At 49.4% G+C, this 16,303-nt stretch carries 14 protein-coding genes; 2 read left to right on the top strand and 12 right to left on the bottom strand.

The window, feature by feature from the left end:
- Positions 1 to 31 precede the first annotated feature (31 nt).
- The 9 genes from MKY24_RS02880 to MKY24_RS02840 form a co-directional block, all read right to left on the bottom strand.
- Positions 32 to 1,108, bottom strand: a complete 1,077-nt coding sequence (locus MKY24_RS02880; RefSeq protein WP_071559383.1) for a Gfo/Idh/MocA family oxidoreductase — start codon at positions 1,106 to 1,108, stop codon at positions 32 to 34.
- 227 nt (positions 1,109 to 1,335) lie between these two features.
- Positions 1,336 to 1,749 (bottom strand): DUF350 domain-containing protein, encoded by a 414-nt coding sequence (locus tag MKY24_RS02875; protein ID WP_023986801.1) that lies wholly within the window; start codon positions 1,747 to 1,749, stop codon positions 1,336 to 1,338.
- Between the two features lie 94 nt (positions 1,750 to 1,843).
- Positions 1,844 to 3,277 (bottom strand): glutathionylspermidine synthase family protein, encoded by a 1,434-nt coding sequence (locus tag MKY24_RS02870; RefSeq protein WP_076295415.1) that lies wholly within the window; start codon positions 3,275 to 3,277, stop codon positions 1,844 to 1,846.
- Position 3,278: 1 nt separating this feature from the next.
- On the bottom strand, positions 3,279 to 3,617 hold the full coding sequence (locus MKY24_RS02865; protein WP_023986799.1) for a hypothetical protein: 339 nt from the start codon (positions 3,615 to 3,617) through the stop codon (positions 3,279 to 3,281).
- Positions 3,617 to 4,174 (bottom strand): hypothetical protein, encoded by a 558-nt coding sequence (locus tag MKY24_RS02860; RefSeq protein ID WP_226887799.1) that lies wholly within the window; start codon positions 4,172 to 4,174, stop codon positions 3,617 to 3,619. Before MKY24_RS02860 ends, MKY24_RS02865 begins: the two co-directional genes overlap by 1 nt.
- A gap of 90 nt (positions 4,175 to 4,264) precedes the next feature.
- Positions 4,265 to 5,170, bottom strand: coding sequence for a M15 family metallopeptidase (locus tag MKY24_RS02855; protein WP_076295416.1), 906 nt, complete (start codon positions 5,168 to 5,170; stop codon positions 4,265 to 4,267).
- A gap of 151 nt (positions 5,171 to 5,321) precedes the next feature.
- Positions 5,322 to 6,047, bottom strand: coding sequence for a phosphoribosylglycinamide synthetase (locus tag MKY24_RS02850; protein WP_339201385.1), 726 nt, complete (start codon positions 6,045 to 6,047; stop codon positions 5,322 to 5,324).
- 20 nt (positions 6,048 to 6,067) lie between these two features.
- Complete coding sequence (locus MKY24_RS02845; RefSeq protein WP_254348746.1) at positions 6,068 to 9,193, bottom strand: DEAD/DEAH box helicase; 3,126 nt, start codon at positions 9,191 to 9,193, stop codon at positions 6,068 to 6,070.
- 157 nt (positions 9,194 to 9,350) lie between these two features.
- On the bottom strand, positions 9,351 to 10,304 hold the full coding sequence (locus MKY24_RS02840) for a YafY family protein (protein ID WP_023986794.1): 954 nt from the start codon (positions 10,302 to 10,304) through the stop codon (positions 9,351 to 9,353).
- 106 nt (positions 10,305 to 10,410) lie between these two features.
- Here MKY24_RS02840 and MKY24_RS02835 point away from each other — a divergent pair, with 106 nt between their 5' ends.
- Complete coding sequence (locus tag MKY24_RS02835) at positions 10,411 to 10,950, top strand: dihydrofolate reductase family protein (protein ID WP_023986793.1); 540 nt, start codon at positions 10,411 to 10,413, stop codon at positions 10,948 to 10,950.
- An 82-nt stretch (positions 10,951 to 11,032) separates the two neighbouring features.
- Here the strand turns inward: MKY24_RS02835 and MKY24_RS02830 are convergent, their stop codons facing one another.
- The 3 genes from MKY24_RS02830 to MKY24_RS02820 form a co-directional block, all read right to left on the bottom strand.
- Entirely contained in the window at positions 11,033 to 12,328 is a 1,296-nt protein-coding gene (locus tag MKY24_RS02830; RefSeq protein ID WP_068941227.1) for an ABC transporter substrate-binding protein, read from the bottom strand.
- 227 nt (positions 12,329 to 12,555) lie between these two features.
- The gene (locus tag MKY24_RS02825; protein WP_023986791.1) at positions 12,556 to 13,392 is read right to left on the bottom strand and encodes a carbohydrate ABC transporter permease; all 837 of its coding nucleotides are present in this window, start codon (positions 13,390 to 13,392) and stop codon (positions 12,556 to 12,558) included.
- A complete protein-coding gene (locus MKY24_RS02820) occupies positions 13,393 to 14,274 on the bottom strand; it encodes a sugar ABC transporter permease (protein WP_023986790.1) in 882 nt (293 codons plus the stop codon).
- Positions 14,275 to 14,482: 208 nt separating this feature from the next.
- Between MKY24_RS02820 and MKY24_RS02815 the strand changes: the two genes are divergently transcribed.
- Positions 14,483 to 16,297: a sensor histidine kinase gene (locus MKY24_RS02815; RefSeq protein WP_023986789.1), complete on the top strand. Its 1,815-nt coding sequence runs from the start codon at positions 14,483 to 14,485 to the stop codon at positions 16,295 to 16,297.
- Positions 16,298 to 16,303 lie beyond the last annotated feature (6 nt).

Raw genomic sequence — 16,303 nt, 5'->3', positions numbered from 1 at the left:
GCTGGAATTTCAGCTATTCCCCTCACATCCCCTACATTTCTACTAAACGTCCATTCTCTTTCCAGGATTGCAGTATTTTTTCAAGTACCCACTGATTTTTGTAGCCGTCCTCGAATATGGGAGCACGATCCACAGATTTTCCCCTTGCCAGCTCAACAAAATCTTCATAAGCCGTATGATTATAGATTACAGGGACAGCCCAAGTCTCGTATTCGGTACCTGGGTGTTCCAAGTCACGCAGCACAATGCGGATACTTTCCGGGTTATTGAGGCTGGCGTGCAGCGTACCAAGTTCTCCATAGATATCGACTTCGATATCGTGCCGTATGCCGATGGCATTTTTATGAGTGATAAAGGTTCCCACGGTATTGTCGCCTACGATGCCATGAAAGGCAGCAAGATCTTCCACATCTACTTTTACAGGCAGACCCGTGATCGGATCGAACCGCTCGGGTGTAATGGTATGTAACAGCGCTGCGACACTTTTAAATTCACCCACCAAAAAACGGGCCAGATCAATGATATGTGAGGCTGTATCCCCCACTACTCCAGAACCAGCCTTGGCTAAATTGTGACGCCATGTATATGGATGCTGACGATATGGCGCAAATGCATCCATTAGATAACGAAATTGAATGTTATAGATTTTACCCAGCTTTTGCTCATCCAGCAGTTGCTTGGTATATTGGAAGGCCGCCCCGTAGCGATGCTTATAGTGAACCAGCAAAGGCACCGGATTCGCTTTGTATAGCTTTTTCAACTGATCCGCTTCTTCCCATGTAAGAGTCAATGGTTTTTCTGCCAGTACAGCTTTGTGTTCTTCCAGCGCAATACGAATAATGTCAAAATGCACATCATTGGGTGTCAGCGACAGAATCGCATCTACCTCTGGGTCACGGATTAATGCTTCATAATGGGCGTACCGCTTGGAAGCAGGTAGTTGCAATTGTTCTCCGATGGCTTGAAGGCGATTGGGATTCACATCACTAACGGCCACAATAGATACCCCCGAGATGGTGTGCAGTGATCTCATGTGATATTCAGCGATCAGACCCAGGCCAATGATACCCATCCGAACTTGTTTGGTTGGGGAGGTGGAGGTACTCATATGTTCAGAATTCCCTTCTCTTCTATTTGGTTTGAACTCTGTAGCAAATTCCTTTTTGCTATGCAGTATCACCCGTTGCTTTGTAGAATAGTCCCCACAGGAAGTGATCGTCACAACCTTCAATTCAACAGTCTGATGCCGGGCAGTGAATACAATGTTCCATAAAAAAGGATCTGCAGCTCCGTTGTCCGGTGTTGCAGATCCTTTGTATCCCTTCTCTATATCGACTACATCAAAAATGTACCTACCACAAAAGACACCCCGACGATGACCGAGCGCAGCAGCTGTGCCAGAGCCACATTGCCGTTGGCAATTTCCTCACACACTTTGGTACGCGGCGTCACCAGATCAAAAATCACATAGACCAGACACAGCACTACAATGCCCACAGCCGACCAGGTTAGCATATCTAGCCATGAATGACTGCTGTACGACACCATTCCCACGATGATACACAGACCTAGCAGCTTTGCACCCATATAGATGCCTGCCGCCTCATTGCCGCGTGCGATTTCTTGATTATCGTTATAACGTGTCAGCAAGCTGAACACAAAATAACCTACGATTAAGATGGCAAACAGGATAAGCAGGCCGATACCTACATTGCCCAATGCGTTGCCCAAACTGATATGAGAGTCCAATTTTCTTCCTCCTTATGATACTTCAGGATTTTGCAAAATCCTCACTTGTGAAAATAACAGATATGTTCGAATATGGTACATTGTTTAATTCAGCTTATATAACGGGCGGATTAGGAGGTACGGTGGCAACAGCGGCGGCGCAATAATAGGCCATATCACCTGTTACCTTTTCACCGATTCGCGGCAGGACACCCGCAAAACGCCCCCCGATCACGAATATGCCTGTCAGCACATAGCCGTGAAATAGCCCTTCCTCGGTCTGTACCTCTGCGCTCTGCATCGGCCACAGCCGCTGATAAATCTTAGGCTGTCCCTCGTAATAAGCGGCAATATGTGCGGCTTCCTCCTGCTCAGGCGTTCGTGGACCATCAGCTTGGTGAAGCAGATCAGGGTTGTCAGTCTGCGCAGGTTCAACCTCTCCCAAAGCACCTTTCAGCATCTCTTCGGATTGAGGATGTTCAATCAAGTGCGTCCCTTTACCCTCCCGCCCCCATATACCTTTGGCCACATAAGGCTCTTTATTTTGCATAAACACCGAGGGTTCAAAATACGTAGGTAGCAGGTAGGTTCGTATCACCTCCAGCTCGCGATCGTCAAACAAACGAAAACCACAGAACTCTGGTGTCTGCTCATTGCGCTCATATAGCGACCACACGGTTGCGGTGAACCCTTTGCTCTGGGTAATGATATGCTGCGGCGGGTTGATTAATCCTATTTTCCCGTCTGCCACCATATCCATTAGCGCCTGCCCCACCTCAAGCCCCGTATCCTCCTCCCGGTCATCAATTAGATATTCCAGCGGATACAGGCGATAGAGAATGTGGATCTGCTCTCCCCGGTGATACAATCCTTCATTCGGGATAATCTCCAGTTCTTCCAAAGGCGCATAAACCACTTCAAACCCGGCTTGTCCACATAAATGCATAATATATTTGGTGTTCGTCTGATCCTCGATGTGCCAGTCATAGCAAGTGAAATACACCTTTGTTCCTAATCCCTTATTGCTATAAAAATGAATGAACTCCGTCAAGGCAGACTGAATCGCCTCGTCCATTCCAGATGAGGGTCCATGTAATGCATTGTCATCCGCCGATATTCCATCCCTACTCAGCACCTCCAGCAGCTTTCCTTCAAGATAAGCCACCTCGGGAATCCCGGTTGGGGTATCGGTGTTATTCTCTATGCACTTGATACCCGCTTCCCCCACAATCCAGTCCTGGCGGGTTATCCCATCCGGCTCGGCCTCCATTCGTGCAGCACGCAGCAAGCCCGGATGAATCCCCAACCGTTCCACCAGGTATTCATCCGGCATATAGCGCTGGACGAATTGCTGAACCTTGCGATAAATACGATGTACCGCCTCAGAAGCAGTCTGAAGCTCTGCCAGCTCGCTTTCCCGATATACCGTTAAGGCTGGCACGCAATAGGATTTACCATACATGCGATGATACGGAATTCTACGGCTGATTTCACCCTTAAAAAGCTCATCATGTTCATAAGGCAATTGCCGAATCTTACGCATGCTCATCTTAACCCCCAGAGAAAAAGCCGCTGCGTGAGCCGCTGCTGCCAAAACCGCTGTGTGAGCTGGAAGATGAGGATGAGCTTTTTCGGTAAGAACTGGAAGATGAACGACTACTATGGTATGAGGAACCTCCACTATAATATGTCGATCCACCATAGTAATACCCGCTGCTGCCTGAATCCCGACACGCCGTTTGTTCCGATACAGGAAGCTCATCGCAGTCATAATACTCGTCGTCACCGCAACCCGTCAGAGCGGCCGGGACAGCCAACATCAGGGCAAAGGCCGCCATCCGTGTACGAGAGCCGGGCTTGGATTTCATTTTTTCCCAAGAATGCTCCATCACAGATCGACCTCCTTCACAAACAGATGTACCTTTTTCAGCTGAGGGTCCAGTACCGAATATATAAATTCATATGTTTTGCCACCCAATACTGTATAGTGATCTAATAGTCGTTGGGCCAACTCCAAAGTAAATACTGAACCTTCCCGCTGATCCATACTACGGAATGCAGGTTCATGCCATATCCAGTACATTGCACTGAATGTGGAAGTGTAACCTCCCTCACTGGCAAGCACGAGGTCTGTGATGGAGGCACCGTAAGGCTTTGCACGTTCCCCTGTAAATTCAGTCACATAGACGGAATGATCCGTATGTTCCTCACTTTCATTCGATATATGCGACCATAGTTTGTCATGGAGACGCGTAGCGTCTACAAGCTTGCGTAGAAACAGCTCATCTCCCGATACGGATTCCCGTGTCAGGCTGCGCAGTTCCTTTTGAGTGTCTTCCGACCATTCGCGATACGTTAATGAATAATAAATGATGATTCCCTTCCCTTCCTGTACGCTTCTGTCATGAGGTTTGCAACAAATCAAAGCGCTTCTGTCGTCGTTCACTATACGAGATTCTACCTTGAAAAGGTTCAATTTGGAAGAAAAACACGACAAAAAGCCGCAATCCCTAGGATTACGGCTTGATTTTAGCTGCTACAGCTTGATATTGTTCTCGTCGAAATATTCCTCCAGCGTCATCCCCTGCTTGGCTACATCCTCCGCAATGTCTATTCCCACATAACGGATATGCCAAGGCTCGTACACATAGCCGGTTACATCTTCCTTACCCTTCATATAACGAATAATAAATCCGTATTCCGGTGCATGTTTTTCCAGCCATTCGCCTTCCTTGGAAGCTCCGAAGGATTGCTCCAGCACATTACCTACGCTTGGGCTGGATACATCAATGGACAAACCTGTCTGATGCTCACTCGTACCCGGTACAGCGCTAACTTTAGAGGCATATTCCTGCCCCTTTGTCTTTACATTGTTGTTGAAAATAGATACCTGACGCTTATAGGAACGGTATCCCGATACCGCACGCAGCTCAATGCCGTCTTTTTCAGCCCCGTCGAACAGCTTCTCCAGTGCCTCTGCCGCTTCCTTACGCAAATGCCGTTTTTCATGCGGTCCCTCGAAGGAAAATGGTACCTGCGGCTCCACCAGATCATCGGGGACATAGCCTACAGGCAAGCTGCGCTTTTTGTTCACAACGACTGTATCAGAAGTCGCATTGGTGACGATCGCGGTTCCATCCTCTTCCTTAACCGTGGCTTGCAGCGCACTCTGGCTCCGCAACGCCATCACAGGGTCGGCTTGTCCGCCTTCTGTACCCGCAGAGGCTTGTCCAGCGCTAGTGCTGCCATTGTCCGCATCCGGCTGGGCGGAAGGCTGCACATTCTCCTGTACCGCTGTAGATGACTTCAACGGCTCGCTTTCCTGTCCACCTGATCCTCCCTGCTGGCAGGCTGCCAGTAATAGCCCTGGCAGGATCAGCCCTGGAATGAGTGCTTTGGTCCAGCGCTTAGATGCTCGCGTCTGTTGTATATGTCGTTTCATGCTGGTATCTCCTCCAATATTGCAATTGATGCATGACTTGCCGTCACTTTTCCGTTTCCCCATTGTAACTGAACTTTTGGCACTCTTCGAAGCCGTTATCCTGTTCGATGAAGGCGAATAGACTCGAAAAAGGAAGTATATACCCGAATTGTTACGGAGTATGACGTTTTTGCGGGATTGCAGCTCGGGCCCGCTCAGCTACCCGTTCACGTATGAGTTTCAATGCCTCTTCCGCACGGGGTAAACCCGGCAGCAAAGCCGTAATATCCGCTTCCTTCTTAGGAGCAAGCTTCTGCGGCAGACGAATCTCAATCGCGTGAAAGCTCGCACCGGGACGATGCAATGCTCCTTCTGCCGCAGACTCTGCAATCCATTCGCTAATCGCTGCCGATCCGCTACGTCCGCCCTCTGGCCGTGAGGTAGACTCAAGCGCGGGGGATGTCCCCTGCACATGGGATAACTCTCCGGCCCAAGCACTAAATACGTACTCCAGCAGCTCTTCCCGCGACATTCCGATCAGTTCCAGACAGGTCTGCGGCTCGCTTTCCAGACCGGCTTGAAGAGCTTTCTTCACATCGTCGACTACACCCACGCCATCCTCCATGCTAGAAGTGGCTGTCTCAGCTGCTAGCTGAACGATCTCATCCAGCGATAGACAGGTTTCCCCTTGCAAAAAATGGTAGATATCCAAAGGATCTGCTTTTAGCTGCTCCAACCATGCCTTCCGCTGTTCGGGGTTAAGTACAGGCGCTGGGCCAGTCCATTGGACAGCATGTGTGGAAGGTACACCCGTTGATTCGCCTCCCAACCCCTTTCCGTCTAATTCCGCTATCCATTGACCGTCAGTTACTTTTAGCTTCACTCGCGGCCTCGTCATCGCCTTCATCCTTTCTCTGCTCACTCAATCCATACATCATTTTGCAGCGCAATCAGACCGCGCAATTCATCATCAGACATTTCGGTGAGCCAATGTTCACCGGAGCCGACAACCTGCTCGGAAAGTGCCTTTTTGCTCTCAATCAGCTCGTCGATCCGCTCCTCCAGCGTACCTTGGCAAATCAGCTTGTGCACTTGTACATTGCGGCTTTGACCAATACGGAATACGCGGTCCGTCGCCTGGTTTTCCACTGCTGGATTCCACCAGCGGTCATAGTGAATGACATGGCTGGCACGTGTCAGGTTCAGACCCACGCCACCTGCACGCAGGGAAAGTACGAATATATTCGGCCCTTCTCCCTGCTGGAAGTTGTGAACAATTTCATCACGTCTGGTTTTCGCCAGTCCTCCATGCAGAAAATACGGCTCTTCCCCGAAGATTTTGGCCAAACGAGAGACCAGCAATTCTCCCATCGACACATATTGGGTGAATATCAGCGCCGATTCGCCGTTCTCGCGAATCGTCTCTACCAATTCCAGCAGTCGCTCCATTTTGCCCGAGTTTTCAGTTTTACCACTATCAGCGCGACCCGGAATGATCAAACCCGGATGATCACAAATCTGCTTCAACTTGGTCAGCGAAGACAGAACAAGCCCTTTGCGAGCCATACCGATCTGCCCATCCAGTGTTCCCAATAATTGATCCACCACGCCCCGATACAATCCGGCCTGCTCTGGTGTCAGTACACAGTAGGATTTCAACTCCAGCTTCTCTGGCAAATCCTTGCGTATATCTGGGTCGCTTTTGAGACGACGCAGCATGAACGGGGAGACGAGCCGATGAAGCTCACGCAACGCGGACCCCCGCTCCTCTCCCGCCAGACTGTACCGTTGGCGAAATGAAGAAGCCGTACCAAGGTAACCTGGATTCAGGAATTGAAAAATAGACCACAGCTCGCTCAGCCGATTTTCTACCGGAGTACCTGTCATGGCAATCCGGTGTGGTGCAGACAGCTTCATGACGCTTTGTGCTTGCTTTGTTCGTGCATTTTTTATATATTGCGCCTCATCCAACACGATGGACGACCAGTATACCGCAGATAAATCGCTGCCGTCCCGGCCCGCCAAATGATAGGTAGTGAGGACGATATCATACTCACGTACACTTTCCTGAAACAGCTCGCCGTGGAGTCGCTGGTTGCCATGGTGAATATACAGTGACAAATCCGGTGAAAAGCGCTTCAACTCGCGCTGCCAGTTGCCAAGCAAGGACGTCGGACAGATGATCAACGCCGGACGTTGATCATCTGCGCCTATGCCACCGTCGAGCAGGCAGGTGATGACCTGAATCGTTTTACCAAGTCCCATGTCGTCCGCAAGGCAGACGCCAAAGCCCAATCCACGCATCGCAGCCAGCCATTGAAAGCCGCGCTCTTGATAGGGCCGTAATGCGCCATGCAGCGTCTCCGGCACAGGCCGTGGCTCTACCGAACGGAGTACGCCGCCCTCAGCCAAGGACGCAAGCAATCCGGCGGATTCCGCGCCAAAGATGGACAAGCCCTTCCATGAGGCCTCGCCTGCACTTTCATTTTCTGCAGCTAGATGCATCCATTCGGACAAGCTCATCTCACCGTTTTCCCCGCGCTTGATAAAGCGCAGCACCTGACGGATTTCCTTGGGATCGACCTCGATCCATTCCCCTCCGAGACGTACATACGGCAAATTGGCCGCGACGATGCTTTCCAGTTCCTCCATCGTCAAAATCGTATCACCCAGCACAGCCTCGGCATCAAACGAAATCATGCGGTTAATGCCGACAGACGATGTATCGGCAATCACACCATCTGGCTTGGCACCCTGCTCTGTCGAACGCATTTTGAGCCGCAAGCCTGCACGTCTTCGGCCCTCCCGGCTCCAGCGTGAAGGCATTTGCACGGTGATACCGTTCTTTTGTAGTGCAGGAACGGCTTCCGTCAGGAAGCGGAAGAACAACTCTGGCTCCAGTGTCAGCCCCTCGGGATAAGGACGATTCAACGCTTCTTGCAATATAGGTGCCGCTTCAGCCGCCTGTCCGAGCCTCATTAACAGTTGCGCCTGCACTTGACGATATACAATTCCGCCTCGAACCAGATCACGTTCAGGATGCGCCCACAGTGCCAGAGCAGGCAGTCGCAACCCCGGCTCAGCATCGCTTTCTGCCCAAAAGGTAATGCGCCATTCCTTCACACTCTCTTCCAGCGAAGGCTCCAAACGAAGGCACAACCGCAGTTGCCCTTCTATAGGCTCTTTGTCTTCCCGTTCCGTGACAGGCATTGCGCTTCCCTCAAGAGAGGACGCTTGAAGCACCAGCTCCTCCATCTCCGCGGGCGTTCCCTGAATCGCCACCGGGCGGGAACCTGTCAGCAGACTGTTCCACCACAGCTCTGCCAGCGGCGATCCTCCGCGCCGATACTCTGCGCGATATCGGCCCAGCTCACGGTCTGAGGCTGCCAGCACCGCGGTCGTTTCCGCATGGATGACCGCACACAAGAAGGAGTACAGCACGATTCCTGCTGCATCCTCACGTGTTTCAGGCTCCTTGCCCGCAAAAACAGCCGGAGCCGCCATACAAACAGCCGGCATTGCAGTAGCCAGCTCATAAAAGCGGCGTATGTCCTCCTCTTGACACAGTCGAGGAATCCACACCCCGACAGCCGCTTCCGGACCACGACGGCGCGGTCCCGATGGACGCGCCTCTGTAAGCGATGGCGCAATTTCGCCCCGCTGCATCAGCTCTAGCGCGAAATAAGCAGCTTTTTGCCAATATTGCATTTCCTCGCCCAGCGTAATGCCCGATGCCGCACAGCCCTTCTCGTCCATGCGGGTCAACAGTGCCATCGTCTCGCGCGGTTCCAGCGCCAAACCCTCCAATGTACGCCCCAGCATGGAACGTCTTTTGCCACCTCTGCCCGCGGTTTCCACACGAGCAGTGTTCGGTATCCGTACCTCAGCAAGACGCAACGCAGCCTGCCGAAACGGCCGAAGGTCTCCCTTTAGCGTCAGCCTGCGGATTACACTGCTCCACGCATCGATACGTGGTTCCGACGTCTCACCAGAAAAGCAAAAAAACACATCTCCGAGCCATATTCCATAAAGCGGTTGATTCATATCTGTCTCCCGTCCAGCCTTTTGAATTATTACTCTTCATCATATACGAAAACGGGCTCTTTTCAAAACTTTATCACAAAAATAAATGGAAAGTCATAAGTTAATAACCTTAAATATTCATGTGGTTAACTATAAATAAGAGAATCAATTTACAGGATTAATTGTCTTTTTCTTCATCATCTGCTTTTGCATCCTTCAGATAAGGGTTCAGGCTGTCTTGCAGCAATTCCTTCACCCTCATCCGCAGCTCTTTCGGATATATGACCTCGGCCTCTGGCCCGTATTTTAGCAAAAGTCGGGACACATATCTAAACTCTTCGACCGGAATATATCCCTGCCATTCCTGACCCTGCCCTTCTTGATGGGAAACATTTTGGAAGAGGGTATCTGACCCGGCCAGCCTGGCACCCATTGCGGTAAATTTTATTTTGGACGGAATTCCTATACGGGAATCCTCCGAAGCCAACCATTCCTGAAGTGTGGGAAGGCTGTCCAAGGTTTCGTCCCGCATCGTTATTGTGATCACCCGATCTGAACGGTACAGAATGATACGGTCTCTGCTATGCGCTGGCATGTACCAATATCCGTGATCAAAATACAGTCCAATCGGATATACTTCGGTCCACTTTTCACCGGAAACCGAGCGGTAATGCATATTCACCCGGCGCTTATTCAGCGCAGCCTCCAAAATGATTGAGGTGTAGGGTGACTCTGCGTGAGTCGGCAGCATACGAAAAGAAATGTACTCCTTTAATTGATCGATACTGTCCTGCACATCCTGTGGAAGCTCGGCATAATAATGCTCAGATAAATGTCCACGAACCGAGCCAAAAGGGATATCTGGAATGTTCTCCAACAGTTGCAGCATGAGGAAAAGACCCAGAGCCTCGTCGCGAGCAAGATGAAGGGGAGGAAGAAGCCGATTGGGGAGTGCCCGATACCCGCCATGAGGACCCATTTCGGTATAAAGGGGTAACCCGGTCTGCTGCAAATAGTCGAGATCTCTTTGTATCGTCCTGACGGAGACACCAAAACGTTCAGCCAGCTCACGCGCCGTATATTTTTTTCGGGAATCCAGTATCCTCATAAGAGCAATCCTGCGTTCGTTCATAAGGTACCCCTCGATTCAAAAATTAATTTAAAATGACCGTTTAACTACGACATAGGATGTCATAAATACATTGTAACATTAGGAAATAGAAAGGAGTGAATGAACTATGGAGGATTTGAAATCAAACGCAGTTGTGCTGTATATTGCCATGAGTCTCGACGGGTATATCGCTTTGCCGGACGGTTCGGTGGACTGGCTGTATGATGTTAAAGGGGATGGCGGGGACAATGGATATGCCGACTTTTACGACACCGTAGGTACAGTGCTGATGGGCAGGCTGACGTATGAGGAAGTGTTGAAGCTCTCAGATGATTTCCCTTATGCTGGCAAGCCATGCTATGTGCTCACACGAGCATTAACGGAGCAACAGCAAGCGCCACATGTTACATTTACGGACGAAGCTCTGACTGAACTGGTTCCACGTCTACAAGAACAATCGGAAGGTGCGGTATGGCTAGTCGGTGGAGGCCAGTTACTCCAGGCCTTCTTACAAGCTGGACTGCTGGAGAAGGCTATCATTGCGATCATTCCCAAGGTGCTTGGACAAGGAATACCGTTATTTCCAGAAGGATCGCTGCCAAGTACGTTTAAGCTCAAAGAAATAGAACGCCGCGGGGATATCGCTCTGCTCCATTACCATTTATAATTTTGTTTACAGAAAAGCCTTCATATTTCAGGATCACGTAATCTCCCTGAAATATGAAGGCTTTATCGCGTGCTTTTGTTCATTATTTGGTCTTCAAATTATCCCATGTTCTCTGGAAATCCTCGAATAGCTTCCCAGCATCCGATTTACCTGCCACATAGGCTTGCATCTGACTTCCGAATTCTTGCTGTGCTCCTTCAGGATAGCGGCTAAAGAACCAGCCCAACAGTTTGTTTTCCTTACTATATTTCACCACTTCCGCACCCAGTTGGCCCATATCAGCCTCTGCCCCTTCGATGCTCTTGAATGCTGGAATAAACTTGAATTCCTTGGTGATATACTTTTTACCCTGCTCGGATGTCACCATCCAGTTTAAGAACTCCTTCGCCTCGGGTTTGACAGTCGAATTTTTATTAACCACCCAGTTGTTGGCGACACCTACAAACAGCTTATCTCCGGCTGTTGCGTCTTCACCAATCGGCATAGGTAAAATACCCAGATTCAGCTTCGGATTAATACCGTCAATTTGGACCTGAGTCCAGTTCCCTTGCTGCATCATGGCAGCCTTTCCAGTGGCGAAGTTCGTTACCTGCGTGTTGTAATCGGTCGTGAGCGGCTTCGAATTGCCATACTTCATTGTCAGATCAAACAGCTTAACCCACTCGGCGAATACAGCGTTGCCCGGAATCTTTGCAGTTCCATCATTCAGTCCCTTAACGAAGGCCGAAGGGTCTGGCTGATTGGCAAATGCCACGTTCAGCAAATGATTGCCTAACACCCAAAACTCCTGATATCCATTAGAAAATGGAGTAATCCCTGCAGCTTGGAGCTTTTGCGCAGCTCCCTCCAGTTCGGACAATGTTTTAGGGGTCTCCGTAATCCCCGCCTTCTTGAACAAATCCTTGTTATAAATAAAGCCGTAACCCTCCAGATTCATCGGCTGGCCATACAGCTTGCCGTCTTTGGTCATCGGCTCTTTGGCGACATCCACCACATCGCCAACCCAAGGCTGGTCAGACAGGTCCTCCAAATATTCCAGCCACGTATCCAGCTCACGGTAACCTCCTACGTTAAAAATATCCGGTTGCTCCCCGGAGGCGAACTTCGCCTTTAACGCCGCACCATAGTCACTGCCCCCGCCCACGGTCTGAATGTCGAGCTTGATCCCTGGATGAGACGCTTCATATTCCGCCTTCATGCGATTCAGCGCTTCTGCAATCTCTACCTTAAACTGAAAAATGTGAATTGTTTTTTCCTTCACTTCCTCTTTGCCTGCGTTTTGTCCGCCACTGCTGTTACAACCTGCCAAAACCAGGGCAAAGGCCGCAAGGAGCAAGATGAGTGCTTGAGCTTTCTTTTTAAGAGTATGCGTTTTCATTTTCATGTTCCTTTCTATTCTAAATTCATATCAGATGAACTCGAAAAATTCATGTGGAAACGGAGCAAACGGAAAACGGAATGGTGCTGAACAAGCGATAGCGCTCGCCTTTGTCTCTAGATTCCCACCTTTATTCGTTTATTCAGGGGAATCTGGAGGCAACAGCGATGGTAAGCACCATCCGTTTGCGGAGTGGCCACCGTGTACATTTTCAGCTCATCCCACACTCAACCTTTGACCGAACCAGCCATAATACCTTGTATAATATATTTTTGCATGGCCAGAAAGAATACGATGACAGGCAAGATGCCCAGCACCAGAGCAGGCAAAGCCAAATCCCACTGCTTCGTGTATTGTCCAAAAAAGGCATAGGTAGCAATCGGAATCGTGCGCAGTTCAGCCTTTTGCAGTACCAGAGAAGGCAGGAGATAATCATTCCAAATCCAGAGCGTATTTAAAATAATAACAGTTACCATCATCGGTAGCATCAACGGATACACAATTCGGAAAAACACTCCGTAAGGCGTACAGCCGTCCACCGTAGCTGCTTCTTCCACCTCGACTGGCACACCTTTGACGAATCCATGAAAGAGAAAGATCGACATTGGAGCTCCGAATCCCAGATAACAGATTACCAGACCACTTATACTGTTCATTAAATCCAGTGTACTTACAACCTTGACCAAAGGAATCATCACCGATTGAAAAGGAATGACCATGGCAGCTACGAACAGGCTGAACAACACCCGATTATAACGCGTCGGACGCCGGACCATTCGGTAAGCAGCCATTGAGCTGATCAGTACGAGCAGTAGATTACTAATTACCGTAACCACGAGTGAATTCCATAAAGCTTCGGGAAAACGCGTGATGCTCCACGCTCTAGCGTAGTTGCTCCATACAAAGGTTTGTGGCCAGGCCGCAGAATCGGTGAGCAGGTCACCAAAGCTTTTGACCGAATTCACGAATAAAAAGTAAAACGGGACGAGGAATAACAATGCGACGAGGATCATCACCATCTCGGTCGCCCATGTTCCAAAGCGGTAGCGCTTGCTTGTTTCCATTTACGCTTCCACCTCCCGACTTTTCGTCAGTCGTACCTGAAGGCTCGTAACCAGAGCAACAATGATAAAGAAAATGAGTGCTTTAGCTGTTCCCAGCCCATAACGATTATTCACAAACGCTTCATTGTAAATATTGAGTGCAACCGACTCTGTGGACCCGAAGGGACCGCCTTTGGTCAGTGACAAATTGAGATCGAACATTTTGAATGACCATGATATCGCCAGGAAAAGACAAACCGTAACGGCAGGCATGATCAAAGGAAGTATAATCGACCGCAAAATTTGCATCCGGCTTGCTCCGTCAATTTCGGCTGCTTCCAGCATATCGCGGGGCACATTGGTCAGGGAAGAGATATAAATAACCATCAAATACCCGGCAGTTTGCCAGATAAACACGATGACAATGCCCCAGAAGGCCGTGATCTCATCTCCCAACCAGGACAGGTTGAAGAAGGACCAGTTCGTGCTCTCTCCGATTGCTGCAAATCCCTTGACGAAAATAAACTGCCAGATAAAGCCCAGCAACAGACCTCCGATCACATTAGGCATAAAAAAGATGGTCCTCAATACATTTTTTGTTTTCAGCGGTTTGGTTAGAAAGTACGCCAGCAGAAAGCCAAAAATATTCGCAGCCACCACTCCTACCACCGTAAAACGGACCGTAAACCAGAACGCTGTCCCAAATTTGTCATCATTCCATAAAATGTGACTGAAATTATCCAGCCCGACCCACTTTGCCTCATTGGCTACCCCATTCCACTCTGTAAAAGAATAGTACATTCCGAGCATAAAAGGGATTACAATAATGATAACGAAAAATAACGTCGACGGCCCTACAAAAATCCATTGCTGGAGCCATTGCGACGACTTGGCGCGATTCAATCCGATCCCCCCCTTTTGTTGTCTGTTGGTGTCTGGAACGCTCCCTTACGGCTTTCTTTCAGCAGCATAATGCTTGGTCCGTACGGATATGCGATTCACATGTTCATTATGTCGAATAAGCGCTCTGGAGAACACGTAGGATCGTGAACCATTAGGGGGGAAAATATTGACCTCTGGCTCGCCTTGAATTGTGAAAGGAGCTCACTGCATGAAATTTCACAGTATTCGTTCCCGCCTGATCTGGTTTTTGCTCATTGCGGTCACTCTGCCGCTGCTGCTGTCGATGACTATGACCTTTGTTCTCACCAAGCAATCCTTGCGGGAGCAGGCCACACAAGAAAATGAACGGCTTATTTTTCAGGGAATTACGAATCTGGATAACTATTTACAGGGACTGAATCGCGCGTCCATCGGAGTCTATAATGACCCCCATTTTCTGCGTAATCTGGCCAAAATTCCGGATGATTACCGGGCCGTCGCTGAAATTTACACCACACTGCAAACGATGATGAATGCTTCGTCAGGCATTGACCAAGTGTATTTGCATTCTTTTGAGGCTGGGCAATCCACGTTGATTACCAGTACAGTCCCGCTACGGGAATTCCGACTGGAGCCCTTTACTGGTTCTATTCATTACGGCCCTTCCGGACTATTCATACAGCCTTCGCACATGAAGCATTTGTACGGCTTTTCGGCGGTTTCCTATGCGGAGCACAGCACAAAGCGGCAGGTATTTACACTTCATCGGGCGATTCGGAACATTCCTGCCTCAGAGACGCTTGGGGTACTGGCTATAGATGTTGATCTGGAGCCGCTGCGCAGTATTTGCCGTCAATTGTATGATGCGGATACAGAGGAGCTGTTTTTGATCGATCGGAACGGAACGATCGTATATAGCGGAAAAGAAGCATCGATTGGAACACACTGGAAGGAATCTGGCCTGCTCAATCGAATTTCTAAAGAAGGCGAGCACGGAGTGATTGAGGATGATACAGCACTGCACGTGTACGGCAAGCTGGATGCCAATCTGTCAGGCTGGACGCTCGTCAAGAAAATTCCACATCGTACGCTGTATTTACGGGCTACCCGCCTGACTCAGATTAATGCGGTCATTACAGGCGCAGCGTTGCTACTTGTCATTGTTGCCACGTTATGGATTTCGATAAAAATCACGGAACCTATTAAGCGGCTGACTCGCTACATAAACCAGATTCAGTCCGGTCAACTGGATGTAGACATTCGGGCCATGAGTAACGATGAGATCGGAGTACTGTCGCGCCGTTTCAGACAGATGATGGATACCATCAATAACCTCATTTTGCGGGAATACAAGCTGGAGCTGGCTAACAAGACACATCAATTGAAAGCGCTTCAAGCACAGATTAATCCTCACTTTTTATATAATACGCTACAGTCTATTGGAACCCTGGCCCTACAGCATGAGGTGCCGCGAATTTATTCTCTGCTCTCTTCCCTTGCCAAAATGCTGCGTTATAACATGCGGGACCATACGGTAGTTACACTCAAGGAAGAAGCCGAACATGTAAAACAATATCTTGATTTACAAAAGGAACGCTTCGGTGAGCAATTAGAGGTCACTTACCAGTGGGAAGATGAGGTGCTAAATGATCGGGTGCCAAAAATGATTCTCCAACCGTTGGTGGAAAACTACTTTAAACACGGTGCCGATCCCCGGCTGGGGCCCGGTGAAATTCGCATTACAGGCAGCCGAATCCAGGAAGGCATTGTGAAAATAACAGTGGAAAATAACGGAATTTCCATTCCACAGGCCGATTTGGAGCAGCTCCAGCATATGTTAAAACGTCCGCTGAAAGCCTACGAGGAGCCGGACACTAGCGAGCAGGACTCCATTGGCCTTCGTAATGTTCTATTGCGTATTCAGCTTCACTCGGAGGATGGTTCTAACACCCTGTGCGTAGACAACATTCTGCCTCATGGCGTCCGTTATACACTCGAAATTCGTACTGAAGTCCCTATGGAAATTCATATTAAGGGAGAGTGATCTGTC

Source organism: Paenibacillus sp. FSL P2-0322 (assembly GCF_037975315.1).
GTDB classification, from domain to species: domain Bacteria; phylum Bacillota; class Bacilli; order Paenibacillales; family Paenibacillaceae; genus Paenibacillus; species Paenibacillus polymyxa_B.
The sequence above is the reverse complement of the archived record's forward strand: the minus strand, read 5'-3'. Positions and strand labels throughout refer to the sequence as shown.